Source organism: Streptomyces sp. NPDC001728, from assembly GCF_040297565.1.
Taxonomy (GTDB): Bacteria; Actinomycetota; Actinomycetes; order Streptomycetales; family Streptomycetaceae; genus Streptomyces.
In genome coordinates, this window is record NZ_JBEOZK010000005.1 from 322,005 (window position 1) to 348,276 (window position 26,272).

General features: G+C 71.6%; 23 protein-coding genes. 20 read left to right on the top strand and 3 right to left on the bottom strand.

What is annotated here, in order from left to right; all coding sequences use genetic code 11:
- Nucleotides 1–41: 41 nt before the first annotated feature.
- On the top strand, nt 42–2,531 hold the full coding sequence (locus ABT154_RS11255; RefSeq protein WP_351855718.1) for a RelA/SpoT family protein: 2,490 nt from the start codon (nt 42–44) through the stop codon (nt 2,529–2,531).
- A 70-nt stretch (nt 2,532–2,601) separates the two neighbouring features.
- Here the strand turns inward: ABT154_RS11255 and ABT154_RS11260 are convergent, their stop codons facing one another.
- Together ABT154_RS11260 and ABT154_RS11265 are read right to left on the bottom strand one after the other, a co-directional pair.
- Nucleotides 2,602–3,831, bottom strand: a complete 1,230-nt coding sequence (locus tag ABT154_RS11260; RefSeq protein WP_351855720.1) for a DUF349 domain-containing protein — start codon at nt 3,829–3,831, stop codon at nt 2,602–2,604.
- Between the two features lie 200 nt (nt 3,832–4,031).
- Entirely contained in the window at nt 4,032–4,829 is a 798-nt protein-coding gene (locus ABT154_RS11265) for a peptidylprolyl isomerase (RefSeq protein WP_351855723.1), read from the bottom strand.
- Between the two features lie 161 nt (nt 4,830–4,990).
- Here ABT154_RS11265 and ABT154_RS11270 point away from each other — a divergent pair, with 161 nt between their 5' ends.
- The 5 genes from ABT154_RS11270 to rpsD all read left to right on the top strand — a co-directional run bounded on the left by ABT154_RS11270 (nt 4,991) and on the right by rpsD (nt 10,137).
- Nucleotides 4,991–5,698 carry an MBL fold metallo-hydrolase gene (locus ABT154_RS11270; protein ID WP_317874442.1) on the top strand — a complete coding sequence of 236 codons (708 nt, stop codon included), beginning with the start codon at nt 4,991–4,993 and terminating at the stop codon, nt 5,696–5,698.
- 8 nt (nt 5,699–5,706) lie between these two features.
- Nucleotides 5,707–6,969, top strand: coding sequence for a histidine--tRNA ligase (gene hisS / locus ABT154_RS11275; protein WP_351855726.1), 1,263 nt, complete (start codon nt 5,707–5,709; stop codon nt 6,967–6,969).
- A gap of 166 nt (nt 6,970–7,135) precedes the next feature.
- Entirely contained in the window at nt 7,136–7,762 is a 627-nt protein-coding gene (locus tag ABT154_RS11280) for a vitamin K epoxide reductase family protein (RefSeq protein WP_351855729.1), read from the top strand.
- A 54-nt stretch (nt 7,763–7,816) separates the two neighbouring features.
- Nucleotides 7,817–9,169, top strand: a complete 1,353-nt coding sequence (locus tag ABT154_RS11285; RefSeq protein ID WP_351855802.1) for a replication-associated recombination protein A — start codon at nt 7,817–7,819, stop codon at nt 9,167–9,169.
- A gap of 353 nt (nt 9,170–9,522) precedes the next feature.
- Entirely contained in the window at nt 9,523–10,137 is a 615-nt protein-coding gene (gene rpsD, locus ABT154_RS11290) for a 30S ribosomal protein S4 (RefSeq protein ID WP_015032311.1), read from the top strand.
- 34 nt (nt 10,138–10,171) lie between these two features.
- Here the strand turns inward: rpsD and ABT154_RS11295 are convergent, their stop codons facing one another.
- A complete protein-coding gene (locus ABT154_RS11295) occupies nt 10,172–12,358 on the bottom strand; it encodes an ATP-binding protein (RefSeq protein ID WP_351855732.1) in 2,187 nt (728 codons plus the stop codon).
- A 158-nt stretch (nt 12,359–12,516) separates the two neighbouring features.
- On the opposite strand from ABT154_RS11295, the gene ABT154_RS11300 reads away from it, so the two are divergent.
- The 14 genes from ABT154_RS11300 (at nt 12,517) to nusB (ending at nt 26,154) form a co-directional block, all read left to right on the top strand.
- Nucleotides 12,517–12,954: a DUF948 domain-containing protein gene (locus ABT154_RS11300; protein WP_351855735.1), complete on the top strand. Its 438-nt coding sequence runs from the start codon at nt 12,517–12,519 to the stop codon at nt 12,952–12,954.
- 6 nt (nt 12,955–12,960) lie between these two features.
- Nucleotides 12,961–13,317, top strand: a complete 357-nt coding sequence (locus ABT154_RS11305) for a DUF6167 family protein (RefSeq protein ID WP_317874437.1) — start codon at nt 12,961–12,963, stop codon at nt 13,315–13,317.
- The gene (gene alaS / locus ABT154_RS11310; protein ID WP_351855739.1) at nt 13,317–15,986 is read left to right on the top strand and encodes an alanine--tRNA ligase; all 2,670 of its coding nucleotides are present in this window, start codon (nt 13,317–13,319) and stop codon (nt 15,984–15,986) included. Before ABT154_RS11305 ends, alaS begins: the two co-directional genes overlap by 1 nt.
- A gap of 2 nt (nt 15,987–15,988) precedes the next feature.
- Nucleotides 15,989–16,453: a Holliday junction resolvase RuvX gene (ruvX, locus tag ABT154_RS11315; protein ID WP_056566744.1), complete on the top strand. Its 465-nt coding sequence runs from the start codon at nt 15,989–15,991 to the stop codon at nt 16,451–16,453.
- Nucleotides 16,454–16,554: 101 nt separating this feature from the next.
- Nucleotides 16,555–18,333, top strand: coding sequence for an endolytic transglycosylase MltG (gene mltG / locus ABT154_RS11320; protein ID WP_351855742.1), 1,779 nt, complete (start codon nt 16,555–16,557; stop codon nt 18,331–18,333).
- Complete coding sequence (locus ABT154_RS11325) at nt 18,314–19,156, top strand: shikimate dehydrogenase (RefSeq protein ID WP_351855745.1); 843 nt, start codon at nt 18,314–18,316, stop codon at nt 19,154–19,156. Before mltG ends, ABT154_RS11325 begins: the two co-directional genes overlap by 20 nt.
- Nucleotides 19,157–19,377: 221 nt before the next feature.
- Nucleotides 19,378–20,562 carry a chorismate synthase gene (gene aroC / locus ABT154_RS11330; RefSeq protein ID WP_317874433.1) on the top strand — a complete coding sequence of 395 codons (1,185 nt, stop codon included), beginning with the start codon at nt 19,378–19,380 and terminating at the stop codon, nt 20,560–20,562.
- A complete protein-coding gene (locus tag ABT154_RS11335) occupies nt 20,559–21,080 on the top strand; it encodes a shikimate kinase (RefSeq protein WP_351855748.1) in 522 nt (173 codons plus the stop codon). The genes aroC and ABT154_RS11335 overlap by 4 nt, the downstream gene beginning before the upstream one ends.
- A complete protein-coding gene (gene aroB / locus ABT154_RS11340) occupies nt 21,077–22,174 on the top strand; it encodes a 3-dehydroquinate synthase (protein ID WP_351855750.1) in 1,098 nt (365 codons plus the stop codon). The genes ABT154_RS11335 and aroB overlap by 4 nt, the downstream gene beginning before the upstream one ends.
- Complete coding sequence (aroQ, locus tag ABT154_RS11345; protein ID WP_317874430.1) at nt 22,171–22,617, top strand: type II 3-dehydroquinate dehydratase; 447 nt, start codon at nt 22,171–22,173, stop codon at nt 22,615–22,617. The genes aroB and aroQ overlap by 4 nt, the downstream gene beginning before the upstream one ends.
- A gap of 389 nt (nt 22,618–23,006) precedes the next feature.
- Nucleotides 23,007–23,915 (top strand): AAA family ATPase, encoded by a 909-nt coding sequence (locus ABT154_RS11350; RefSeq protein ID WP_351855753.1) that lies wholly within the window; start codon nt 23,007–23,009, stop codon nt 23,913–23,915.
- 70 nt (nt 23,916–23,985) lie between these two features.
- Nucleotides 23,986–25,098: an aminopeptidase P family protein gene (locus ABT154_RS11355; protein WP_351855755.1), complete on the top strand. Its 1,113-nt coding sequence runs from the start codon at nt 23,986–23,988 to the stop codon at nt 25,096–25,098.
- 49 nt (nt 25,099–25,147) lie between these two features.
- Nucleotides 25,148–25,714 carry an elongation factor P gene (gene efp, locus ABT154_RS11360; protein ID WP_317874994.1) on the top strand — a complete coding sequence of 189 codons (567 nt, stop codon included), beginning with the start codon at nt 25,148–25,150 and terminating at the stop codon, nt 25,712–25,714.
- Nucleotides 25,715–25,716: 2 nt separating this feature from the next.
- Nucleotides 25,717–26,154: a transcription antitermination factor NusB gene (gene nusB / locus ABT154_RS11365; protein ID WP_317874995.1), complete on the top strand. Its 438-nt coding sequence runs from the start codon at nt 25,717–25,719 to the stop codon at nt 26,152–26,154.
- Nucleotides 26,155–26,272 lie beyond the last annotated feature (118 nt).

The following is a 26,272-nucleotide window of genomic DNA, read 5'->3' on the forward strand; positions in this document are numbered from 1 at the left end:
CCCCCAGACTCCGTCCGGGGGGACCGCCAGAGGAGCGCTTCTTGCCAGACGAGGCCCAGTCACTCTCCGCCGCGCAGCCCGACCCGAAGGCCGAGAAGGCCGCGCCGGGGACCGGCACGCCCCAGAACAAGCCCGCGGAGACCGGGCCCCCGCCTGCCGAGCCCGCCCCGGCCCCCGAGGCCCCGGCACCGACGCCCGCGCCCGTGCGGCCCGCCCCTGCCGCGCCCACCCGCTCGGGGGGCTCCTCCAACCGCGTCCGCGCCCGCCTCGCCCGGCTCGGTGTCCAGCGGTCCTCCCCGTACAACCCGGTCCTCGAACCGCTGCTGCGGATCGTCCGGTCGAACGACCCCAAGATCGAGACGGCCACGCTCCGCCAGATCGAGCGGGCCTACCAGGTGGCCGAGCGCTGGCACCGCGGCCAGAAGCGCAAGAGCGGCGACCCGTACATCACCCATCCGCTCGCCGTCACCACGATCCTCGCCGAGCTCGGCATGGACCCGGCGACCCTCATGGCGGGGCTCCTGCACGACACCGTCGAGGACACCGAGTACGGCCTCGACACCCTCCGCCGGGACTTCGGCGACCAGGTCGCCCTGCTCGTCGACGGCGTCACCAAGCTCGACAAGGTCAAGTTCGGCGAGGCCGCGCAGGCCGAGACCGTCCGCAAGATGGTCGTCGCCATGGCCAAGGACCCGCGCGTCCTGGTCATCAAGCTCGCCGACCGCCTGCACAACATGCGCACCATGCGCTATCTCAAGCGGGAGAAGCAGGAGAAGAAGGCCCGCGAGACCCTCGAGATCTACGCGCCCCTGGCCCACCGCCTGGGCATGAACACCATCAAGTGGGAGCTGGAGGACCTCGCCTTCGCGATCCTCTACCCCAAGATGTACGACGAGATCGTCCGGCTCGTCGCCGAGCGCGCCCCCAAGCGGGACGAGTACCTGGCGATAGTGACCGACGAGGTCCAGGCAGACCTGCGCGCCGCCCGCATCAAGGCCACCGTCACCGGCCGCCCCAAGCACTACTACAGCGTCTACCAGAAGATGATCGTCCGCGGCCGTGACTTCGCGGAGATCTACGACCTGGTCGGCATCCGCGTCCTCGTGGACACCGTCCGCGACTGCTACGCGGCCCTCGGCACCGTCCACGCGCGATGGAACCCGGTCCCCGGCCGGTTCAAGGACTACATCGCGATGCCGAAGTTCAACATGTACCAGTCGCTGCACACGACGGTCATCGGACCCAACGGCAAGCCCGTCGAACTCCAGATCCGCACCTTCGACATGCACCGGCGGGCCGAGTACGGCATCGCCGCGCACTGGAAGTACAAGCAGGAGGCCGTCGCCGGAGCCTCCAAGGTCCGCGCCGACGTGCCCAAGAAGGCCGGCAAGGACGACCACCTCAACGACATGGCGTGGCTGCGCCAGCTCCTCGACTGGCAGAAGGAGACCGAGGACCCCAGCGAGTTCCTGGAGTCCCTGCGCTTCGACCTCTCCCGCAACGAGGTCTTCGTCTTCACGCCCAAGGGCGACGTCATCGCCCTGCCCGCCGGCGCCACCCCCGTCGACTTCTCGTACGCGGTCCACACCGAGGTCGGCCACCGCACCATAGGAGCGCGGGTCAACGGCCGGCTCGTGCCGCTCGAATCGACCCTCGACAACGGCGACCTGGTCGAGGTCTTCACCTCGAAGGCGGCCGGAGCCGGGCCCTCCCGCGACTGGCTCGGCTTCGTCAAGTCCCCGCGCGCTCGCAACAAGATCCGCGCCTGGTTCTCCAAGGAGCGCCGCGACGAGGCCATCGAGCAGGGCAAGGACGCCATCGCGCGGGCCATGCGCAAGCAGAACCTGCCGATCCAGCGGATCCTGACGGGCGACTCCCTCGTCACCCTCGCTCACGAGCTGCGCTACAGCGACATCTCCTCGCTGTACGCGGCGATCGGCGAGGGCCATGTCACCGCCCAGTCCATCGTGCAGAAGCTGGTCCAGGCCCTCGGCGGCGAGGAGGCCGCCACCGAGGACATCGACGAGGCGTCGCCGCCCACCCGGGGCCGCTCCAAGCGCCGCTCCAGCGCCGACCCCGGTGTCGTCGTCAAGGGCGTCGAGGACGTCTGGGTGAAGCTGGCCCGCTGCTGCACCCCCGTGCCCGGCGACCCGATCATCGGATTCGTCACCCGCGGCAGCGGCGTATCGGTCCACCGCAGCGACTGCGTCAACGTGGAGTCGCTGTCCCGGGAGCCCGAGCGGATCCTGGAGGTCGAGTGGGCCCCCACCCAGTCCTCCGTCTTCCTCGTCGCCATCCAGGTCGAGGCGCTGGACCGCTCCCGGCTGCTCTCGGACGTCACCCGGGTCCTCTCGGACCAGCACGTCAACATCCTCTCGGCGGCCGTCCAGACCTCCCGCGACCGGGTGGCCACCTCCCGCTTCACCTTCGAGATGGGCGACCCGAAGCACCTGGGCCACGTCCTGAAGGCGGTACGGGGCGTGGAGGGCGTCTACGACGTGTACCGCGTGACCAGCGCCCGGCGCCCGTAGCCGGTACGTACGAGGAAGGCCCCCGGCGAGCGCTGCCAGGGGCCTTCCTCGTACGCGAAGAGCTGCGGACTCAGCCGCCGAACTCCTCCAGGCCCTTCAAGGCCTGGTCGAGCAGGGCCTGACGGCCCTCCAGCTCACGGGAGAGCTTGTCGGCCTTGGAGTCGTTGCCGGCGGCACGGGCCGCGTCGATCTGCTTGCGCAGCTTCTCGACCGCGTCCTGGAGCTGACCGGTCAGACCCGCGGCACGCGCGCGTGCCTCCGGGTTCGTCCGGCGCCACTCGGCCTCCTCGGACTCCTGGATCGCCCGCTCCACCGTGTGCATCCGGCCCTCGACCTTGGGACGGGCGTCACGCGGGACGTGGCCGATGGCCTCCCACCGCTCGTTGAGGGAACGGAAGGCCGCGCGCGCCGCCTTCAGGTCCGTCACCGGCAGCAGCTTCTCGGCCTCGGTCGCGAGCTCCTCCTTGAGCTTGAGGTTCTCGGTCTGCTCCGCGTCCCGCTCGGCGAAGACCTCGCCGCGCGCCGCGAAGAAGACGTCCTGGGCGCCGCGGAAGCGGTTCCACAGATCGTCCTCGTGCTCGCGCTGGGCGCGGCCGGCCGCCTTCCACTCCGTCATCAGGTCGCGGTAGCGGGCCGCCGTGTTCGCCCAGTCGGTGGAGTTCGACAGCGACTCCGCCTCGGTGACCAGACGCTCCTTCGCCTTGCGGGCGTCCTCGCGCTGGGCGTCCAGCGAGGCGAAGTGGGCCTTGCGGCGCTTCGAGAACGCCGAGCGGGCGTGCGAGAAGCGGTGCCACAGCTCGTCGTCGGACTTGCGGTCGAGCCGGGGGAGGCCCTTCCAGGTGTCCACCAGGGCCCGCAGCCGCTCGCCCGCGGAGCGCCACTGCTCGCTCTGGGCCAGCTCCTCGGCCTCCGTGACGAGCTTCTCCTTGGCGCCGCGCGCCTCGTCGGTCTGCTTGGCCTTCTGGGCCTTGCGCTCCTCGCGGCGCGAGTCGACCGTCTCCACGAGCTTGTCCAGCCGGGCGGCGAGCGCGGCCAGGTCGCCGACGGCGTGGTGCTCGTCGACCTGCTGCCGGATGTGCTCGATCGCCGCGGTGGCGTCCTTCGCCGAGAGGTCGGTGGTCCTCACCCGCTTCTCGAGGAGGCCGATCTCGACAACCAAGCCCTCGTACTTGCGCTCGAAGTAGGCCAGGGCCTCCTCAGGGGTGCCGGCCTGCCACGATCCGACGACCTTCTCGCCCTCGGCCGTCCGCACGTACACGGTGCCCGTCTCGTCGACGCGGCCCCACGGGTCGCTGCTCACAGCGCCTCCTCACCATGATGCCGTCGCGGGGTCGTACCCCCCGGGCATCGTCCACAGTTTCCCGGCGGGCCTCGCCCGCCATCCGCAGCGCGGCCGACGGCCCAACGCTGCACAACGCCAATCTAGGCGAACGGCGGCCCGGCTGTCCGCACTCAGCGCGACCGAGATTCGACGGTCACGCCCGCGTGCGGACCCCCGGCTCACTTCTTCGTGACGGTCGCCTTCGCGATGGTGACGGCCTTCTTCGGGGCGCCGTCGGTGGCGCCGCCCTCGACACCGTCCTTCGCCACGTCCTGGACCGCCTTGAGGCCGGCCGCGTCGATCTTCCCGAACGGGGTGTAGGTCGGCGGCAGCTTGGTGTCCTTGTAGACGAGGAAGAACTGCGAGCCGCCGCTGCCCGGCTGCCCGGTGTTGGCCATCGCCACGGTGCCGGCCGGGAAGGTCACCGAGCCGTCCGCGCCCGCCTTGCCGAGGGCGCCCAGGTTCTCGTCCGGGATGGTGTAGCCGGGGCCGCCCGTGCCGTCGCCCTTGGGGTCACCGCACTGGAGCACGAAGATGCCCTGGGTGGTGAGCCGGTGGCACTTGGTCCCGTCGAAGTACTTCTTGTCGGCCAGGTGCTTGAAGGAGTTCACCGTGCGCGGGGTCTTCGCCGCGTCCATGGTGATCGTCACGGCGCCCTGGTTCGTCGTGAGCGCCATGGCGTACGTGGCCTTGGTGTCCACGGCCATCTTCGGTTCCGGGCCCGCCGACTCGCTCTGCGAGGGCGCCGGGGTGCTGGGCGTGTCGCTCGCCGCGCTGTCCGAGCCCTTCGAGGGGTCGTCGCCCGTCAGTGCCACGGAGGCGTAGACGGCGCCGCCCGCCGCGAGGACCACCGCGAGGGCGGCCGCGATGACGACGTTGCGCTGCTTCGCCTTGCGGCGGTTCTCCTGCCGCCGCTGCTGCTGCCGCGCGTACTTCTCCCTGGCAAGCTGCCGCCGCCGCTGATCGCTGGTGACCACCGGTTCCGCTCCTGTCGCTCGTCTGTTCCTGTCCTGGCCGGATGTGCCCGTACCGTATACGGGTTGGCTGTGGAAGCGGCACCGCCGGTAGGCTCTGATCTGCTGGATCCCGCGTTTCCCGCGATTTCCGCGCCCGTGCCGGACGACAACTAAGGACGAACGTGCTGATTGCCGGGTTCCCCGCCGGGGCCTGGGGGACCAACTGCTACCTGGTCGCCCCCGCCGCAGGCGAGGAGTGCGTGATCATCGACCCGGGCCACCAGGCCGCCCAGGGTGTCGAGGAGACGCTGAAGAAGCATCGGCTCAAGCCCGTCGCCGTCGTCCTCACCCATGGACACATCGACCACGTCGCCTCCGTCGTCCCGGTGTGCGGGGCCCATGACGTCCCCGCGTGGATCCACCCGTCCGACCGCTACATGATGAGCGACCCGGAGAAGGCCCTCGGCCGCTCCATCGGGATGCCCCTCATGGGCGAGCTGACCGTCGGAGAGCCCGACGACGTACGAGAACTGTCCGACGGCGCCGAGCTCAAGCTCGCCGGTCTGGACTTCTCCGTCGCCCACGCGCCCGGTCATACCAAGGGGTCGGTGACCTTCAGGATGCCGGAGACCACGGAGATCCCCTCCGTCTTCTTCTCCGGGGACCTGCTGTTCGCCGGCTCCGTCGGACGCACCGACCTTCCCGGCGGTGACATGGACGAGATGCTCGCTTCGCTGGCCCGTGTGTGCCTGCCGCTCGACAACTCGACCGTGGTGCTGTCGGGACACGGTCCCCAGACGACCATCGGCCAGGAGCGTGCCACCAACCCGTATCTGCGGGACGTGGCTGCCGGCCTCGGGAGCACGAAGGCTCCCCGACGAGGAATGTGACGACTTTCGTGAGCACCTTCAAGGCCCCCAAGGGCACGTACGACCTGATCCCGCCCTACTCCGCCACCTACCTGGCGGTCCGCGAGGCGATCTCCGCCCCGCTGCGGAAGTCCGGCTACGGCTACGTCGAGACCCCCGGCTTCGAGGACGTGAACCTCTTCGCCCGCGGCGTCGGTGAGTCCACGGACATCGTGACCAAGGAGATGTACGCCTTCGAGACCAAGGGCGGCAGCAAGCTCGCGCTGCGGCCGGAGGGCACCGCGTCCGTGCTGCGCGCCGCCCTGGAGGCCAGCCTCCACAAGCAGGGCAACCTGCCGGTGAAGCTCTGGTACTCCGGCTCGTACTACCGCTACGAGCGCCCGCAGAAGGGCCGTTACAGGCACTTCTCGCAGGTCGGCGCCGAGGCGATCGGCGCCGAGGACCCGGCGCTCGACGCCGAGCTGATCATCCTGGCCGACGAGGCCTACCGCTCGCTGGGCCTGCGGAACTTCCGCATCCTGCTCAACTCGCTCGGCGACAAGGAGTGCCGCCCCGTCTACCGCGAGGCGCTCCAGACCTTCCTGCGCGGTCTCGACCTCGACGAGGAGACCCTGCGCCGCGCCGAGATCAACCCGCTGCGGGTCCTCGACGACAAGCGCGAGTCCGTGCAGAAGCAGCTGGTCGGCGCGCCGCTCCTGGGCGACTACCTCTGCGAGGCCTGCAAGGCGTACCACGCCGAGGTGCGCGCCCTGATCACCGCGGCGGGCGTGGTCTTCGAGGACGACGCCAAGCTGGTGCGCGGCCTGGACTACTACACCCGGACCACCTTCGAGTTCGTCCACGACGGTCTCGGCTCGCAGTCGGCGGTCGGCGGCGGCGGCCGTTACGACGGCCTCTCCGAGATGATCGGCGGCCCCGCGCTGCCGTCCGTGGGCTGGGCGCTCGGTGTCGACCGTACGGTCCTCGCCCTGGAGGCGGAGGGCGTCGAGCTCGACATCCCCGCCGTCACCAGCGTCTTCGCGGTGGCCATCGGCGAGGAGGCCCGGCGCCTGCTCTTCGGCAAGGTCACCGAGCTGCGCAGGGCCGGGATCGCAGCCGACTTCGCCTTCGGCGGCAAGAGCCTCAAGGGCGCCATGAAGGACGCCAACCGCTCCGGCGCCCGCCTCGCCGTCGTCGCCGGCGAGCGCGACCTCGCCGAGGGCGTCGTCCAGCTCAAGGACATGGAGTCCGGCGAGCAGCAGGCGGTCACCCTGGACGACCTGCTCGACGCGGTGCGGGGCAAGCTGATCTGACCTGCCGTCACGCTTCGAAGGGGCCCGGTCCACGCGCACGCGTGGACCGGGCCCCTTCGCGTGATCCTTACACCGGCTTCACTTATGTCCCTCGAACGGTGGAGTCGGTGACCCGTACGGCAGAATGACCATGCCCATACGGCCCGCGAGCGAGGGAAAAGGCGACATGACGAAGGCAGCGGTGGACGAGGCCGCGTCCGGCGGGAACGGCGTCGGCACGATAGGGGCGAGCAAGGCCTTCGCCTGGCTGCTGGTGATCACCGGGGCGGCCGGGGTGCTCGCCGCCTGGATCATCACGATCGACAAGTTCAAGCTGCTGGAGGACCCCAACTTCACCCCGGGGTGCAGCCTCAACCCGATCGTCTCCTGCGGCAACATCATGAAGAGCGAGCAGGCCTCGGTGTTCGGCTTCCCGAACCCGATGCTCGGCCTCGTGACGTACGCCATGGTGATCGCGATCGGCGTGGGCCTGCTCGCCGGTGCCCGCTACCGCCGCTGGTACTGGCTCGGCCTCAACGCCGGCACCCTGTTCGGTGTCGGCTTCTGCACCTGGCTGATGTACGAGTCGCTGTACGAGATCAACTCGCTCTGCCTCTGGTGCTGCCTGGCCTGGGTCGCCACCATCGTCATGTTCTGGTACGTGACCTCGCACAACGTCCGCAAGGGCGTCATCCCCGCCCCGCGCGGCCTCAGGACCTTCTTCGACGAGTTCACCTGGATCCTGCCCGTCCTGCACATCGGGATCATCGGCATGCTGATCCTGACCCGCTGGTGGGACTTCTGGACCAGCTGACGGACCGGCCGCGGGTGACGGCCCTGTCAGTGCCCTGACTTAGGCTTCATGACTGTGGAGCCCGACCTCTTTACCGCAGCAGCCGAAGACCGCCAGGAGAAGGATCCGGCCAGCAGCCCGCTGGCTGTCCGGATGCGCCCGCGCACCCTCGACGAGGTGGTGGGCCAGAAGCACCTGCTCAAGCCCGGATCACCGCTGCGCCGGCTCGTGGGGGACGGCGACGGCGGCCCGGCCGGAGCCTCCTCCGTGATCCTCTGGGGGCCGCCGGGCATCGGCAAGACCACCCTGGCGTACGTGGTCTCCAAGGCGACCAACAAGCGGTTCGTGGAGCTCTCGGCCATCACCGCCGGCGTCAAGGAGGTCCGCGCCGTCATCGACGGGGCGCGGCGCGCGGTCGGCGGCTACGGCAAGGAGACCGTCCTCTTCCTCGACGAGATCCACCGCTTCTCCAAGGCCCAGCAGGACTCGCTGCTGCCCGCCGTGGAGAACCGCTGGGTGACGCTCATCGCCGCCACCACCGAGAACCCCTACTTCTCGATCATCTCCCCGCTCCTCTCCCGCTCGCTGCTCCTCACCCTGGAGCCGCTGACCGACGACGACCTGCGCGGCCTGATGGCGCGGGCGCTCACCGGCGAGCGCGGGCTCGGCGGCGCGGTGACCCTCCCGGCGGACGCCGAGGCCCACCTCCTCCGCGTCGCGGGCGGCGACGCCCGTCGCGCCCTGACCGCCCTGGAGGCCGCGGCGGGCGCGGCGATCGCCAAGGGCGAGCCGGAGATCACTCTCCAGACGGTCGAGGAGACCGTGGACCGCGCGGCCGTGAAGTACGACCGGGACGGCGATCAGCACTACGACGTGGCCAGCGCGCTCATCAAGTCGATCCGCGGTTCGGACGTGGACGCGGCCCTGCACTACCTGGCGCGGATGATCGAGGCGGGGGAGGACCCCCGGTTCATCGCCCGGCGGCTGATGATCTCCGCGAGCGAGGACATCGGCCTCGCCGACCCCAACGCCCTGCCGATCGCCGTCGCCGCCGCCCAGGCCGTCGCCATGATCGGCTTTCCCGAGGCGGCCCTGACCCTGAGCCACGCGACCATCGCCCTGGCCCTGGCCCCCAAGTCGAACGCGGCGACGACCGCGATCGGCGCCGCCCTCGCCGACGTGCGGGGCGGCCTCGCGGGCCCGGTCCCGCCGCATCTGCGCGACGGCCACTACAAGGGCGCGGCCAAGCTCGGCCACGCCCAGGGGTACGTGTACCCGCACGACGTGCCGGGCGGCATCGCGGCCCAGCAGTACGCGCCGGACACCATCCACGGCAGGCAGTACTACGAACCCACCCGCTACGGCGCGGAGGCGCGGTACGCGGACGTGGTGGAGCGGGTGAGAGCGCGTCTGAAGGGCGACGAGTAGGACGGCGGACCCGGTGCGAGGGTGCTCTCCGGAGCCGGTACACTGGTCCGGATTGCTGCGTCCCGTGCCCGGCCCCGGTCGGCACCACCAGAACGGGACAGTCAGCCGGAGACCCGGCCCTCGGGCGGGGTTTCCAGGAGCGTCGCGCACCTTCGAAGGTGTCGCGTGCCACCCATCACCCCCCGGTTCCCGGGACCGGCGATGGGTCGTCCGCGTGCTGCACGTATGTGCCCAGACCTGGGAGCGGCTGCCCGACAGGTCCGTCCCGTACGGACCCGGAAGGTTTCCCGGCTGCGGATGCGACCTCCCCTAACCCTGGTGAAGCCGTTTCGTTCAGATAGAGAGGTTGGTTCATGCCGAACCAGTCCCGTCCCAAGGTCAAGAAGTCGCGTGCCCTCGGCATCGCGCTGACCCCGAAGGCCGTCAAGTACTTCGAGGCCCGCCCCTACCCGCCGGGCGAGCACGGCCGTGGCCGCAAGCAGAACTCGGACTACAAGGTCCGTCTGCTCGAGAAGCAGCGTCTGCGCGCCCAGTACGACATCAGCGAGCGCCAGATGGCGCGCGCCTACGACCGTGCCAAGAAGGCCGAAGGCAAGACGGGCGAGGCGCTGGTCGTCGAGCTCGAGCGTCGCCTCGACGCCCTGGTCCTGCGTTCGGGCATCGCCCGCACCATCTACCAGGCCCGTCAGATGGTCGTCCACGGCCACATCCAGGTCAACGGTGGCAAGGTCGACAAGCCGTCGTTCCGCGTCCGTCCCGACGACGTCGTGATGGTCCGCGAGCGCAGCCGCACCAAGCCGCTGTTCGAGATGGCCCGCGAGGGTGGCTTCGCCGCCGACGGCGAGACCCCGCGCTACCTGCAGGTCAACCTGAAGGCCCTGGCCTTCCGCCTCGACCGCGACCCGAACCGCAAGGAAATCCCGGTCATCTGCGACGAGCAGCTGGTCGTCGAGTACTACGCCCGCTGATCCCAGCACGGCAGTAGTACCGCCCACGCGGTGTTCAGCCCGCCGCTTCCCCGCCCTTACCGGTGGGGGAGCCGGCGGGCTTCCGCGTTCCCGGGACCGCCGCCGCCCTCGCCGTACGGAAGGGACGCGGGGCGGACGACTCCGCCGGGCCGCCGACGGCCGGGCTCCGGCCGGCCGAGAGCGCCCGCTCCACCGCCTCCGCCGCCGACAGCCCCTGGCCCTCCCGGAACGCGAGGCCGTACGCCACCGGCCCCAGCGCCTCCGTCGCCCGCTGCTCGCACAGCGTCCGCACCCCGTCGAACGCCGCAGAACCGAAGAGCCGGACGCCCACCGTGTCCCACATCGGCAACGCCGCCCCCTGCAGGACCGCGGCCCCCGCCGGATCGCCCTCGTACACCGTCACCAGTGCCAGCAGCTCGACCGCCAGCACCAGCCCGACCAGGTCACGGAAGGTGTGGTTGATCAGGACGCTCTCGGTGAGCAGCTCCCGCGCCTCCCCGTACGCGCCCCGCGTCCACGCCGCGTACCCCAGGACGTAGAGGGCGTACGCCCGGCTCCACAGCTCGCCCCGCTCCTCGCAGATCTCCCGGACCTCCCGGCAGCGGGCCACCGCCCCCTCCAGGTCGCCCCGGAAGGCCCGCGCGAGCGCCACCTCGATCTGCCCCATCAGCACGTTGCTGTTCAGCTCGCCCAGCTTCCGGTACCCGACGAGCGCCCGGCCGATCAGCTCCTCGGCCCGCGGCAGATCGTCCGTGAGCAGCGCCAGACAGCCCATCCGGTGCGTCGCGTACGCCTCCGCGAGGGCGTTCCCCGAGGACCGCGCCCGCTCCCCGCACTCGTGGAGCGCCGCCACCGCCGCCGTACCGTCCCCCTGGAGGACGGTCACGTACCCGAGCACCCACAGCGCCTTCAGCCGCGCCTCCTCGTGCCCGGACTCCGGCGCGAGCGCCCGCTCCAGCCAGTGCCGGCCCTCCGAGAGGCGCCCGCAGCCCACCCACACGAACCAGAGCGTGCCCGCCAGGTGCTGGGCGAGGTGTGTCTCCTCCGGGAGTTCCAGAGACAGGTCGAGGGCCGCCCGCAGATGGGGGAGAGCCGCCTCCGTACGGACCGCCACCTCGGCCTGGCGCGGACTGAACCACTCCAGCTCGCACCAGGTCGCGAGGCCCATGTACCAGTCGCGGTGGCGCCGCCGCATCCGCTCCGTGTCGCCGAGCGCCGCGAGCCACTCCGCCCCGTACGCGGCGACCGTGTCGAGCATCCGGTACGCGGGACCGACCGGCGTGTCCTCCCGGGTCAGCAGCGACTGCGCGAGCAGCCCCCCGAGCAGGTCGAGGACCCGCTCGGGCGGCAGCTCCGGGCCGCCGCACACGTACTCCACCGCCTCCAGGTCGAAGGGGCCGGGGAACACCGAGAGCCGCGCCCAGAGCAGCCGCTCCTCCGGGGTGCACAGCTCATGGCTCCAGCCGATCGCCGTACGCAGCGTCTGATGGCGGGGGAGCGCCCCGCGCGCCCCGTCCGTGAGGAGCCGGAACCGGTCGTCGAGCCGGTGCAGCATCTGCTCGACGGAGAGCAGGGGCAGCCGTCCGGCCGCCAGTTCGAGGGCCAGCGGGATCCCGTCGAGCCGGCGGCACAGCTCGCGTACGGCCTCCGTGCCGGAGGCGAGCGGCGCGTGCCCGGCGCCCGGCAGGGGCCGGGCTCCCGCCTCCGCCGCCCGCTCGGCCAGCAGCGCCACCGCGTCCTCCTCGGCCAGCGGCGCCAGCGGGAACACCGCCTCGCCCGCCACCCGCAGCGGCCGGCGGCCGACCGCCAGGACGGTCAGCCCGGGAGCGTGTTCGAGCAGCTCCCGCACCAGCGCCGCACAGGGCGCCACCAGATGCTCGAAACCGTCCACGACCAGTAGCGTCCGGCGCTCCGCGAGATGGTCGAGGAGCACCTCGCGCGGCGCCCGCGGGGTGTGGTCGGTCAGGCCGAACGCCTCGACCAGGGCGTGCTCGACCAGGCCGTCGTCGCGCAGGGCCGCGAGGCCGACCAGCCGGACCCCGTCGCCGTAGCGTTTCTGCACCCCGTGGGCGGCGCGCAGCGCAAGCCGGGTCTTGCCGACGCCCCCCACGCCCACGACCGTGACCAGGCGGGATGTGTCGAGGAGCGCCGCCAGTGCGGCCTGCTCGGCGGCCCGTCCGACGAACCGGTTCAGCTCCGCCGGGAGATTGCTCCGTCGCATGGGACACGGAGCGTACCGACCCGGACGCTCTCCGTACAATCGGTTCCCGCGACCACCGCCCCACGGGCGCTAATGCGGTACGGCGGGACGGCCGTGGCGCGATAGGGTCGGAGGACGAATTTCAGCAAGGGCCCAACGACAGCAGAGAGCGGTGCAGAGTGACCGGTGGAGAGGTTGCCGGGATCCTGGTGGCCGTCTTCTGGGCGATCCTGGTCTCCTTCCTCGCCGTGGTGCTGGTGAGGCTGGCCCAGACGCTCAGGGCGGCCACCAAGCTGGTGGCGGACGTGACCGAGCAGGCCGTTCCCCTGCTGGCCGACGCCTCCGCGACCGTGCGCTCGGCACAGACCCAGCTCGACCGGGTCGACGCCATCGCCACGGACGTCCAGGAGGTCACCTCCAACGCCTCCGCGCTCTCCTCCACCGTCGCCTCCACCTTCGGCGGCCCCCTCGTCAAGGTCGCCGCCTTCGGCTACGGCGTGCGCAAGGCGCTCGGCCGGGAGCGGGACGGCGAGGACGTGCCGAGGGCCTCCGCGCGACGTACTGTGATCGTCGGCCGTACCGTGCCGTCCTCGCGACGCCGGAAGCAGAAGGGCTGAACCGCGATGTTCCGCCGCACGTTCTGGTTCACGGCCGGCGCAGCCGCCGGCGTGTGGGCCACCACCAAGGTCAACCGGAAGCTCAAGCAGCTGACCCCCGAGAGCCTCGCGGCCCAGGCGGCGAACAAGGCGCTCGAGACCGGCCACCGGCTCAAGGACTTCGCCCTCGACGTGAGGGCGGGCATGGTCCAGCGGGAAGCCGAACTGGAAGAGGCGCTCGGCCTCGACGCACCCGTCGACCCGGGCCCCGCCCAGGGCCGGGAGCTCCCGGAGCCGCGCCGCAGGGCCGCGCTCGGCCCCACCTCGCACCCCACCACGCATTCAATCCCCACGATCTCGTACAACCGGAATGAGGACCACTGATGGAGTCGGCTGAAATCCGCCGCCGCTGGCTGAGCTTCTTCGAGGAGCGCGGGCACACCGTCGTCCCTTCGGCGTCGCTCATCGCGGACGACCCGACTCTGCTGCTCGTCCCCGCCGGCATGGTGCCCTTCAAGCCCTACTTCCTGGGCGAGGTCAAGCCGCCGTTCTCGCGCGCCTCCAGCGTGCAGAAGTGCGTGCGCACGCCCGACATCGAAGAGGTCGGCAAGACCACCCGCCACGGCACGTTCTTCCAGATGTGCGGCAACTTCTCCTTCGGCGACTACTTCAAGGAAGGCGCCATCAAGCTCGCCTGGGAGCTGCTGACCAGCTCGGTGGAGCACGGTGGCTACGGTCTCGACCCGGAGAAGCTCTGGATCACCGTCTACCAGGAGGACGACGAGGCCGAGCAGATCTGGCGTGACGTCGTCGGCGTCCCGGCCGAGCGCATCCAGCGCCTGGGCATGGGCCCGAACTTCTGGTCGATGGGCGTCCCCGGACCCTGCGGCCCCTGTTCCGAGATCAACTACGACCGCGGCCCCGAGTTCGGCGTCGAGGGCGGCCCCGCCGTCAACGACGAGCGGTACGTGGAGATCTGGAACCTCGTCTTCATGCAGTACGAGCGCGGCGAGGGCTCCGGCAAGGACGACTTCCCGATCCTCGGCGAGCTGCCGTCGAAGAACATCGACACGGGCCTCGGCCTCGAGCGCCTGGCGATGATCCTCCAGGGCGTCCAGAACATGTACGAGACGGACACCCTCCAGGTCGTCATCGACAAGGCCACCGCGCTGACCGGTGTCGCCTACGGCAAGGCCCACGACAGTGACGTCTCGCTGCGCGTGGTCGCCGACCACATGCGCACCTCCGTGATGCTCATCGGCGACGGCGTGACCCCCGGCAACGAGGGCCGCGGCTACGTGCTGCGCCGCATCATGCGCCGCGCCGTCCGCAACATGCGTCTGCTCGGCGCCACCGGACCGGTCGTCCAGGAACTCGTCGACACCGTGATCAACACGATGGGCGAGCAGTACCCGGAGCTGGTCACCGACCGCAAGCGCATCGAGACCGTCGCCCTCGCCGAAGAGGCCGCCTTCCTCAAGGCCCTCAAGGGCGGCACCAACATCCTCGACACCGCGGTGACCGAGACGAAGGCCTCCGGCGGCACGATCCTCGCCGGCGAGAAGGCCTTCCTGCTCCACGACACCTGGGGCTTCCCGATCGACCTCACCCTGGAGATGGCCGCCGAACAGGGCCTCTCCGTGGACGAGGACGGCTTCCGCCGCCTGATGAAGGAGCAGCGGGACCGCGCCAAGGCCGACGCCAAGGCCAAGAAGACCGGTCACGCCGACATGACCGCGTACCGGGAGATCGCCGACGGGAACGGCGCCACCGAGTTCACCGGCTACACCAACACCGAGGGCGAGAGCACGGTCGTCGGTCTGCTCGTGAACGGCGTCCCCTCGCCGGCCGCCTCCGAGGGCGACGAGGTCGAGGTCGTCCTCGACCGCACCCCGTTCTACGCCGAGGGCGGCGGCCAGATCGCCGACCAGGGCCGGATCAGGCTGCACAGCGGTGCCGTCATCGACATCCGCGACGTCCAGCAGCCCGTCCCGGGCGTCTCCGTGCACAAGGGTTCCGTGCAGGTCGGCGAGGTGACCGTGGGCGCCACCGCCTACGCCGCCATCGACGTGCGCCGCCGCCGGGCCATCGCCCGCGCCCACTCCGCCACGCACCTGACGCACCAGGCCCTGCGCGACGCCCTCGGCCCGACGGCCGCCCAGGCCGGTTCGGAGAACCAGCCCGGTCGCTTCCGCTTCGACTTCGGTTCGCCGAACGCCGTCCCGGGCGCGGTCCTCACCGACGTCGAGCAGAAGATCAACGAGGTCCTCTCGCGCGAGCTGGAGGTCCACGCCGAGGTCATGCCGATCGACGAGGCCAAGCGCCAGGGCGCCATCGCCGAGTTCGGCGAGAAGTACGGCGAGAAGGTGCGCGTCGTGACCATCGGCGACTTCTCCAAGGAGCTGTGCGGCGGCACGCACGTCCACAACACCGCCCAGCTGGGCCTGGTGAAGCTGCTCGGCGAGTCGTCCATCGGCTCCGGCGTGCGCCGTATCGAGGCCCTCGTCGGCGTCGACGCGTACAACTTCCTCGCTAGGGAGCACACGGTCGTCGCCCAGCTCCAGGAGCTGGTCAAGGGCCGCCCGGAGGAGCTGCCGGAGAAGATCTCCGCCATGCTCGGCAAGCTCAAGGACGCCGAGAAGGAGATCGAGAAGTTCCGCGCGGAGAAGGTCCTCCAGGCCGCCGCCGGTCTCGTCGACTCCGCCCAGGACGTCCGCGGGGTGGCCCTGGTGACCGGTCAGGTCCCGGACGGCACCGGCGCCGACGACCTGCGCAGGCTGGTCCTCGACGTGCGCGGGCGGATCTCCGGCGGCCGGCCGGCCGTCGTCGCCCTGTTCACCACCGTCAACGGCAAGCCGCTGACGGTCATCGCCACCAACGAGGCCGCCCGTGAGCGCGGTCTCAAGGCCGGCGAGCTGGTCCGCACGGCCGCCAAGACCCTCGGTGGCGGTGGCGGCGGCAAGCCGGACGTCGCCCAGGGCGGCGGCCAGAATCCGGCGGCCGTCGGCGAGGCCATCGCCGCCGTCGAGCGCCTCGTGACGGAGACGGCGTGACGATGCGCCGCGGACGCCGTATCGCGGTGGACGTCGGGGACGCCCGGATCGGGGTCGCCTCGTGCGACCCCGACGGGGTCCTCGCGACGCCGGTGGAGACCGTGCCGGGACGCGACGTCCCGGCCGCCCACCGGCGGCTCCGCCAGATCGTCGAGGAGTACGAGCCCATCGAGGTCGTCGTGGGCCTGCCCCGCTCGCTCAGCGGGCGGGAGGGCCCGGCCGCGACCAAGGTCCGGGCCTTCGCCGGGGAGATGGCGCGCGGGATCGCTCCGGTCCCCGTCCGTCTGGTCGACGAGCGGATGACCACGGTCACCGCGACCCAGGGGCTGCGGGCCTCCGGAGTGAAGGCGAAGAAGGGGCGGTCCGTCATCGACCAGGCCGCCGCTGTGATCATCCTTCAGAACGCTCTTGAGTCCGAACGGGTATCAGGTAATCCGCCCGGTGAGGGCGTCGAAGTGGTCATCTGATCGCGATACGGTAACGTTCCGCGCGTTGCGGCGGTGTTCGAACAGCTGCCGCACTACGTAGAGGCGGATCGTCCGGAAGCCTCGCGGCGTTTTGGGGATCGATGACTGAGTATGGCCGGAGCCCCGGCTCCGAACCGTGGCACCCCGGGGACCCGTTGTACGGGGACCAGGGGTGGGAGGGCCAGCAGCAGCAGTACCCGCACCCGCAGCAGGCGAGCCAGTACGGCCAGGGCGGTCAGGTCTACCAGGACCCGTACGGGCAGGGCGGTCACGCAGGTCAGGGCGGCCAGGGGTACCAGGGCGACCCGTACCAGCAGCACGGCCAGCAGCAGGCTCAGCAGTACCAGCAGCAGCCGCAGGGGTACGTCGACCCCCAGCACCAGCAGCAGCAGTACCAGCAGCAGCCGTACGAGCAGCAGCAGTACGGACAGGCGGCGTACCAGGGCGGTTACGACACGCCCGGACATCTCGGACAGCAGTACGACGGCAACTGGGAGACGGGCCAGGCCTCGATGGCCTACGGCACGCCCCCCGCCGATCCGTACGGCGGCCAGAACCCCGACCTCTACGGCACCCCCGAGGCGTACCCGCCGCCACAGCCTCCCGGCCGCCGGCAGAACCCGCCGGAGCCGGTGATCGACTGGGAGCCCGAGGAAGAGGCGCGTCCGGAGCCGGAGGAGGAGAAACACCCCTTCTTCACCGGCGAGGACGCACCGGACGACGAGGACGACGGCGAGGAGCCCGGCCGCGGTCGCGGCTCCCGCGGCGGCGACCGCGAGCGCCGGAGCAAGACGAAGAAACGCAAAGGCAAGAACGGCATGGCCTGCCTGGTCGTGGCGGTCGTCATGGTGGGCGGCGTGGGCGGCATCGGCTACTTCGGCTACCAGTTCTGGCAGGGCCAGTTCGGTGCGGCGCCCGACTACGCGGGCGGCGGCAGCGGAGACATCCAGGTCGAGATCCCGAGGGACTCGGGCGGCTATCAGATCGGCAACATCCTCAAGAAGGCCGGCGTGGTCAAGAGCGTCGACGCCTTCGTCTCGGCCCAGCAGCGGAACCCGAAGGGCCTCTCCATCCAGGCGGGCGTGTACACGCTGAAGAAGGAGATGTCGGCGGACAGCGCGGTGAGCCTGATGCTGAACCCGGTGAGCCAGGCCAACCTCGTCATCCCCGAAGGCAAGCGGAACGCCTGGGTCTACGACCAGCTCGACAAGCGCCTCGACCTCAAGGCGGGCACCACCAAGCAGGTCGCCTTCGCGAAGGCGGGCTCGCTGGGACTTCCCGAATGGGCCAAGAACCACCCTGACATCAAGGACCCGCTGGAAGGCTTCCTCTTCCCGGCGAGCTACCCGGTCGCCAAGGGCGGCAAACCCGAGGACGCGCTCCGCAAGATGGTCTCGCGTGCCAACCAGGAGTACGCCAAGCTCGACCTGGAGGCGAAGGCGAAGGACCACGGCCTCAAGAGCGCGTGGGACCTGCTGACGGTCGCGAGCATGGTGCAGGCGGAAGGCAAGACGGACGACGACTTCAGCAAGATGGCGGAGGTCATCTACAACCGCCTGCGGCCCGACAACCAGGAGACCTTCCAGCTGCTCCAGTTCGACTCGACCCTCAACTACCTCAAGGGTCAGAGCGAGATCAAGATCTCCGAGAATGAGACCCGGACCAATACCGACCCGTACAACACGTACAAGCACAAGGGTCTGCCGCCCGGCCCGATCAGCAATCCGGGTAACGAGGCACTGGCGTCCATGCTCAGCCCCACGAACGACGGCTGGATCTACTTCGTGGCTACGGACGGCATGAACAAGACAGAGTTCGCCAAGACGCACGCCGAGTTCCTCCTCCTGAAGGACAAGTTCAATGCCAGCACGAACCAGTGAGACGGGCCGCCGCGCGGCCGTCCTCGGTTCGCCGATCGCCCACTCGCTCTCCCCGGTCCTGCACCGGGCCGCGTACGCCGAGCTGGGCCTCGACGGCTGGTCGTACGAGCGCTTCGAGGTCGACGAGGCCGGGCTGCCCGGCTTCGTCGGTGAGCTGGACGGCAGCTGGGCGGGGCTCTCGCTGACCATGCCGCTCAAGCGGGCGATCATCCCGCTGCTCGACGGGATCAGCGACACGGCGGCCTCCGTCGAGGCCGTGAACACGGTCGTCCTCACCGAGGACGGCCGCCGGGTCGGCGACAACACCGACATCCCCGGCATGATCGCCGCCCTGCGCGAGCGGGGCGTCGAGAAGGTGGAGTCGGCGGCGATCCTCGGCGCCGGCGCCACCGCGTCCTCCGCGCTCGCGGCGCTCGCCCGGATCTGCGCGGGCCCCGTCACCGCGTACGTACGGAGCGACGCGCGCGCGCGGGAGATGCGCGGCTGGGGCGAGCGGCTCGGCGTGGACGTCCGTACCGCCGGCTGGGACGACGCGGCGGAGGCCTTCGCCGCGCCGCTGGTGGTCGCGACCACCCCCGCCGGCAGCACCGACGAGCTGGCGGCCGGTGTCCCCGCGACCGTCGGCACCCTCTTCGACGTGCTGTACGACCCGTGGCCGACGGCGCTCGCCGCCACCTGGTCCGAGCGCGGCGGCAAGGTGGTCGGCGGCCTCGACCTCCTCGTCCATCAGGCAGTCCTCCAGGTCGAACAGATGACGGGCGTCCCGAAGGCACCCCTGGCCGCGATGCGCGCGGCCGGGGAGCGGGCGCTCGCCGCCCGGTAGCCCACCGGACGGCATCCGAACCGCACGCGGACGGCGTACGAGCGGTGTTCGGGCGGCAGCCGAGGGGGCGTCCGCACCGCTCACCGGAGCGAGACGGACGTCCGACAGCTGGACCGGCGGCCTGGGCAGCGGCCCGGACGTGGGAGGATCGGGGTGGCGGGCCAGGGCCGCGCACCCGGCCGCGTCGTCGCAGTGCCCAGGCGCGAGCATGAGGAGCATCGTTGAGCAGGTTGCGTTGGCTGACCGCTGGGGAATCCCACGGACCCGCGCTGGTCGCGACGCTGGAGGGTCTTCCCGCCGGCGTCCCGGTCACCACTGAGCTGGTGGCGGACCACCTCGCGCGGCGACGACTCGGCTATGGGCGTGGCGCCCGGATGAAGTTCGAGCAGGACGAGATCACCTTCCTCGGTGGCGTCCGGCACGGACTCTCCCTCGGCTCCCCGATCGCCGTCATGGTCGGCAACACCGAGTGGCCCAAGTGGGAGAAGGTCATGTCGGCCGACCCGGTCGACCCCGCGGAGCTCAAGGAGACGGGCCGCAACGCCCCCCTGACCCGGCCCCGCCCCGGCCACGCCGACCTCGCCGGCATGCAGAAGTACGGCTTCGACGAGGCCCGGCCGATCCTGGAGCGCGCCAGCGCCCGTGAGACCGCCGCCCGGGTCGCCCTCGGCGCCGTCGCCCGCTCCTTCATCAAGGAGGCCGCCGGCATCGAGATCGTCTCGCACGTCGTCGAACTGGCCGCCGCCAAGGCGCCGTACGGCGTCTACCCGACCCCCGCCGACGTCGACAGGCTCGACGCCGACCCGGTCCGCTGCCTCGACGCCGACGCGTCGAAGGCGATGGTCGCCGAGATCGACCAGGCCCACAAGGACGGCGACACCCTCGGCGGCGTCGTCGAGGTCCTCGCGTACGGCGTGCCCGTCGGCCTCGGCTCGCACGTCCACTGGGACCGGCGGCTCGACGCGCGGCTCGCGGCGGCCCTCATGGGCATCCAGGCCATCAAGGGCGTCGAGGTCGGCGACGGCTTCGACCTGGCCCGCGTGCCCGGTTCGAAGGCCCACGACGAGATCGTCCGCACCGAGGACGGCATCAAGCGCACCTCCGGCCGCTCCGGCGGCACCGAGGGCGGCCTGACCACCGGTGAGCTGCTGCGCGTCCGCGCCGCGATGAAGCCGATCGCGACCGTCCCGCGCGCCCTCGCCACCATCGACGTCGCCACCGGCGAGGCCACGGCCGCCCACCACCAGCGCTCCGACGTCTGCGCCGTCCCGGCCGCCGGCATCGTCGCCGAGGCCATGGTCGCGCTCGTCCTCGCGGACGCGGTCGTCGAGAAGTTCGGCGGCGACAGCGTCCCCGAGACCCGCCGCAACGTGCGCTCGTACCTCGAGAACCTGCGCATCCGATGAGCGCCGGACCGCTGGTCGTCCTCGTCGGCCCCATGGGCTCCGGCAAGTCCACGGTGGGCGCGCTCCTGGCCGAACGGCTCGGCGCGCCCTACCGGGACACCGACGCCGACATCGTCGCCGCCGAGGGACGCGAGATCTCCGACATCTTCGTCGAGGACGGCGAGGAGCACTTCCGCGCCCTGGAGCGGGCGGCGGTCGCCGCCGCCCTCGCCGGACACGAGGGCGTCCTCGCCCTCGGCGGCGGCGCCATCCTCGACGACGGCACCCGCTCCCTCCTCGCCGGACTGCCCGTCGCGTACCTCTCGATGGACGTCGACGAGGCGGTCCGCCGGGTGGGCCTGAACGCCGCGAGGCCGCTGCTCGCCGTCAACCCGCGCCGCCAGTGGCGCGAGCTGATGGAGGCACGCCGCCACCTGTACACCGAAGTCGCGCGGGCCGTCGTCACCACCGACGACCGCACCCCCGAAGAGGTCGCCGACGCGGTCCTCGACGCACTGGATCTGAAGAAGGACGCATGACGACGGACCAGGACGTGACCCGAATCCACGTGGCGGGCAGCGCGGGCACCGATCCGTACGAGGTGCTGGTCGGCCGACAGCTGCTCGGCGAGCTTCCCGCCCTGATCGGCAACCAGGCCAAGCGGGTCGCCGTGATCCACCCCGAGGCGCTCGCCGACACCGGCGAGGCGCTCCGCGCCGACCTCGCGGACCAGGGCTACGAGGCGGTCGCCATCCAGGTGCCGAACGCCGAGGAGGCGAAGACCGTCGAGGTCGCCGCCTACTGCTGGAAGGCGCTGGGCCAGACCGGTTTCACCCGCAGCGACGTGATCGTGGGCGTCGGCGGCGGCGCCACCACCGACCTGGCCGGCTTCGTCGCCGCGACCTGGCTGCGTGGCGTGCGCTGGATCGCCGTACCGACCACGGTCCTCGCCATGGTCGACGCGGCCGTCGGCGGCAAGACCGGCATCAACACCGCCGAGGGCAAGAACCTCGTCGGTGCCTTCCACCCGCCGGCCGGGGTCCTCTGCGACCTCGCCGCGCTGGACTCACTGCCGGTGCACGACTACGTCAGCGGTCTCGCGGAGATCATCAAGGCCGGTTTCATCGTCGACCCGGTGATCCTCGACCTCATCGAGGAGGACCCGCAGGCCGCCCGCACCCCGGCCGGTCCGCACACCGCCGAGCTGCTCGTCCGCTCGATCAAGGTCAAGGCCGAGGTCGTCTCCGGCGACCTCAAGGAGGCCGGGCGCCGCGAGATCCTCAACTACGGCCACACCCTCGCCCACGCCATCGAGAAGAACGAGCGGTACAAGTGGCGCCACGGCGCCGCCGTCTCCGTCGGCATGGTCTTCGCCGCCGAGCTCGGCCGTCTCGCCGGCCGGCTCGACGACGCCACCGCCGACCGGCACCGCGCGATCCTGGAGTCCGTCGGTCTGCCGCTCACCTACCGCGGCGACCAGTGGCCCAAGCTCCTGGAGACCATGCGGGTCGACAAGAAGTCCCGCGGCGACCTGCTCCGCTTCATCGTCCTCGACGGGATCGGCAAGCCGACCGTCCTGGAAGGCCCCGACCCGGCGGTCCTGATCGCGGCGTACGGCGAGGTGTCCGCGTGAGCGAGCCCCGTCCGGTGCTGGTGCTCAACGGCCCCAACCTGGGCCGGCTCGGCTCCCGCGAGCCCGACATCTACGGCGCCACGTCGTACAAGGGGCTCGTCGAGTCCTGCCGTGCGCTCGGCGCGGAGCTGGGCTTCGACGTCGAGGTGCGGGAGACCAACGACGAGGGCGAGATGATCCGCTGGCTGCACGAGGCCGCGGACGGCTCGATCCCGGTGGTCATCAACCCCGGGGCGTTCACGCACTACTCGTACGGGATGCGGGACGCGGCCGCCCAGCGGACCGCCCCGCTCATCGAGGTGCACATCTCGAACCCGTACGCCCGGGAGGAGTTCCGGCACACCTCGGTCGTCGCGGCCGTGGCGACCGGTACCGTCGCCGGCTTCGGGATCGGCTCCTACCGGCTGGCGCTGCGGGCGCTCGCCGAGGAACTGACCGGCTGACAAGCGGTTCACGGTGCCCCGGAGTTCCGGGGCACCGGGGGGCGTCCCCGGCCGTTCCCCCTGTGGGGGGCCGGGGCGGTAACGTTCCGGCGCACCGGATACACCGGATACAACAGGCGTACGAGACGGAGTGGGACCGGATGCAGCACGCAGTGGGGGGTCCGCTGCCACCGCCCGAGCGACCGGGCGGCCAGGAACCCGTCCCGGGACCCGGCGCGGGGCCTGATCGGGGCCCCGGAGCGGGCCCGGGACTCGGCTCTGCCGGGCCGGTCGGACCCGGTTCCGGACCCGTCTCCGGACCGGTCGGTCCCGGGCCTGCATCCGGCCCCGTCGGACCCGGCCCGGTCGCCGGCCCCGGTTCCTTTCCGGCGGGCTCCGCTCCCGTACCCATGCCCGGAGCCGCCGGTCCCCCCGGCGCGCCTCCCACCGCCCCTCCGCCCCCGCCGGGCGCCCCCTACCCGCCTCCCTCCGCCGGACCCCGGCTCGGCGTGCACCCCACCGTGCCCAGCGGAGCCGCGCGCCCCCCGCACGCCGCACCGCCTCCCGCCGCTCCGCCCCCGCACGCCGCTCCGCCCCCCGTCGGTTCCGGCGCGCCCGGCTGGGCCGCGCCCGGGGCTCGACCGCAGTACCCGGGCGTCTCCGGCGGCCCCTCGCCCCGTGCCGACCTCACCGGCCAGGTGCCGCTGCCGCCGGTGAGCGCGCCGCTCGCGCCCCCGGCGGAGCACGGCGCGGGCACCGGCACCGCCACTCTCGCCGTGCTGCTCATCGGCCCCGCAGGCGCCGGGAAGACGACCGTCGCCCGGCACTGGGCGCGGCGCCGCCGGGTGCCCACCGCGCACATCAGCCTCGACGACGTCCGCGAGTGGGTCTGCTCCGGCTTCGCCGACCCGCAGTCCGGCTGGAACGAGCACTCCGAGGCGCAGTACCGGCTCGCTCGCCGCACCTGCGGCTTCGCCGCCCGCAACTTCCTCGCCAACGGCATCTCCTGCATCGTCGACGACGCGGTCTTCCCCGACCGCCCGGTCGTCGGCCTCGGCGGCTGGAAGCGCCATGTCGGCCCCGGCCTGCTCCCCGTGGTGCTCCTGCCCGGCCTGGAGGTCGTCCTGGAGCGCAACGCCGAGCGCAGCGGCAACCGGCGCCTCTCCGACGAGGAGGTCGCCGCCATCCACGGCCGGATGGCGGGCTGGTACGGCTCCGGGCTGCCGATCATCGACAACTCCACGTACGACGTCGAGACCACCGCCCGGGTCCTCGACGACGTCCTCGCGCGCGCGATAGCCAGCCCGCCGACCTGGTGACCCCACGGGGGCCCGCCCGGTCGGATGCGCACAACAGGCCACCGGGGCGCGCTCCTCGTACGCTCGGAGCATGTCAGAGGTGTATGCGGACCGCCGTGTACGGCTGCGCGATCGTTGCGCGGCCGCCGGCAGCCCGGCGGCCCTGGTCTCCCGCCCCGCCAACGTCCGCTATCTCTCGGGCGGTTCGCCTCCGGGCGCCGTCCTCCTCGTCGGCCCCGATCCGGACGCCGACGTGCTGCTCTGCCCGGTCGCGCCCGGCGCCGACCCGGCCGACGGGCGGCTCGACGAACTGCTCCGCCGGCAGGTCCTGCCCGTCGACGGGGGAGATCCCGCGGTCGCCGCCGTCGACCTCGCCCGCCGGGCGGGCGCCGACGCCCTCGCCGTCGAGGAGCACGACCTGACCGTGGCCCGGCACCGGGCCATGGGCTCCGTCGCGCCCGGACTCCGGCTGGCCGACCTGGCCTGCGCCGTCGAACAGCTCAGGATCGTCAAGGACGAGGACGAGATCGCCTGTCTGCGGATCGCCGCGGAGATCGCCGACCAGGCGCTCGGCGAACTCCTGGAGTCCATCCTCGTGGGGCGGACCGAACGCCATCTCGCGCTGGAGCTGGAACGGCGGCTCGTCGACCACGGCGCCGACGGTGCGGCCTTCCCCACCTCGGTGGCGACCGGCCCGCATTCCGGGCGCCGGGGGCACCGGCCCACCGACCGACGGGTCGAGGAGGGTGATTTCCTGACGGTCGGCCTCGGCGCCGACTACCGCGGCTACCGGTGCGAGATCGGCCGCACCTTCGTCATCGGCACCACTCCGGCCGACTGGCAGATCGAGCTGTACGAGCTCGTCTTCGCCGCTCAGCGGGCCGGACGGGAGTCCCTGGCACCGGGCACCGAGTACCGGGACGTGGACCGGGCGGCCCGCCAGATCCTGGACGCGGCGGGGTACTCGGAGGCCGCCGTTCCCCTCACCGGGCACGGGGTGGGGCTCGAAATCGACGAGGACCCGCAGCTGTCACCCTCGGCCATGGGTAAACTGGACGCTTGTGTGCCGGTCACCGTCGAACCGGGGGTCCACCTCCCGGGCCGGGGCGGGGTCCGGATCGATGACACGCTCGTCGTGCGCCAGGAGGCGGACGGCGGACCCGAGCTACTCACCATCACGACCAAGGAGCTGCTCGCGCTGTAAGGCGCGTACGCCTCCACGGTCCCACGTCAGTCCAGGAGATTCCGCAACCGTGGCTTCCACGAACGACCTCAAGAACGGCATGGTGCTCAAGCTCGAAGGCGGCCAGCTCTGGTCCGTCGTCGAGTTCCAGCACGTCAAGCCCGGCAAGGGCCCGGCCTTCGTGCGCACCAAGCTCAAGAACGTGCTGTCCGGCAAGGTCGTCGACAAGACGTTCAACGCCGGCGTGAAGGTCGACACGGCCACCATCGACCGCCGCGACATGCAGTTCTCCTACATGGACGGCGACTACTTCGTCTTCATGGACGAGGAGACGTACGACCAGCTGCACGTCGACCGCAAGTCGGTCGGCGACGCCGCCAACTTCCTGATCGAGGGCTTCACCGCCTCGGTCGCGCAGCACGAGGGCTCGGTGCTCTACGTCGAGCTCCCCGCCGCCGTCGTGCTGACGATCAAGCACACCGACCCGGGCGTCCAGGGCGACCGCTCCACCGGCGGCACCAAGCCCGCCGAGCTGGAGACGGGCCACGAGATCCAGGTCCCGCTCTTCATCACCACCGGTGAGAAGGTCAAGGTCGACACCCGCACCAGCGACTACCTCGGCCGGGTGAACAGCTAACCGTGGCCGCTCGGAGCAAGGCCCGCAAGCGCGCCTTCCAGATCCTCTTCGAGGCCGATCAGCGGGGTGCCTCCGTGCAGGAGGTCCTCGCCGACCAGGTCCGGCACGCGCGGTCGGACGACCGGCAGCCGCCGGTGAGCGACTTCACCATGCAGCTGGTCGAGGGGTACGCGGACCATGTGGCGCGGATCGACGAGCTCATCGCGACCTATGCGGTGGACTGGGACCTCGACCGGATGCCCGTCGCCGACCGGAACATCGTGCGCCTCGGCGCGTACGAGCTGATCTGGGAGGACGGCACGCCGGACGCGGTCGCGATCGACGAGGCGGTGCAGCTCGCCAAGGAGTTCTCCACGGACGAGTCGCCGACATTCGTCAACGGTCTCCTCGCGCGCTTCAAGGACCTCAAGCCGCGTCTGCGCCGCGACGCCGACGTCTGAGTCCGTAGACGCCACCGGCAGCCGAAGGGGCCCGCAGCACTCGTGCTGCGGGCCCCCAGGGCCGACGAGGGGGTTGGGGGGGGGGGGGGGGGGGGAAAACGCCCGGGCCCGAAGGGAG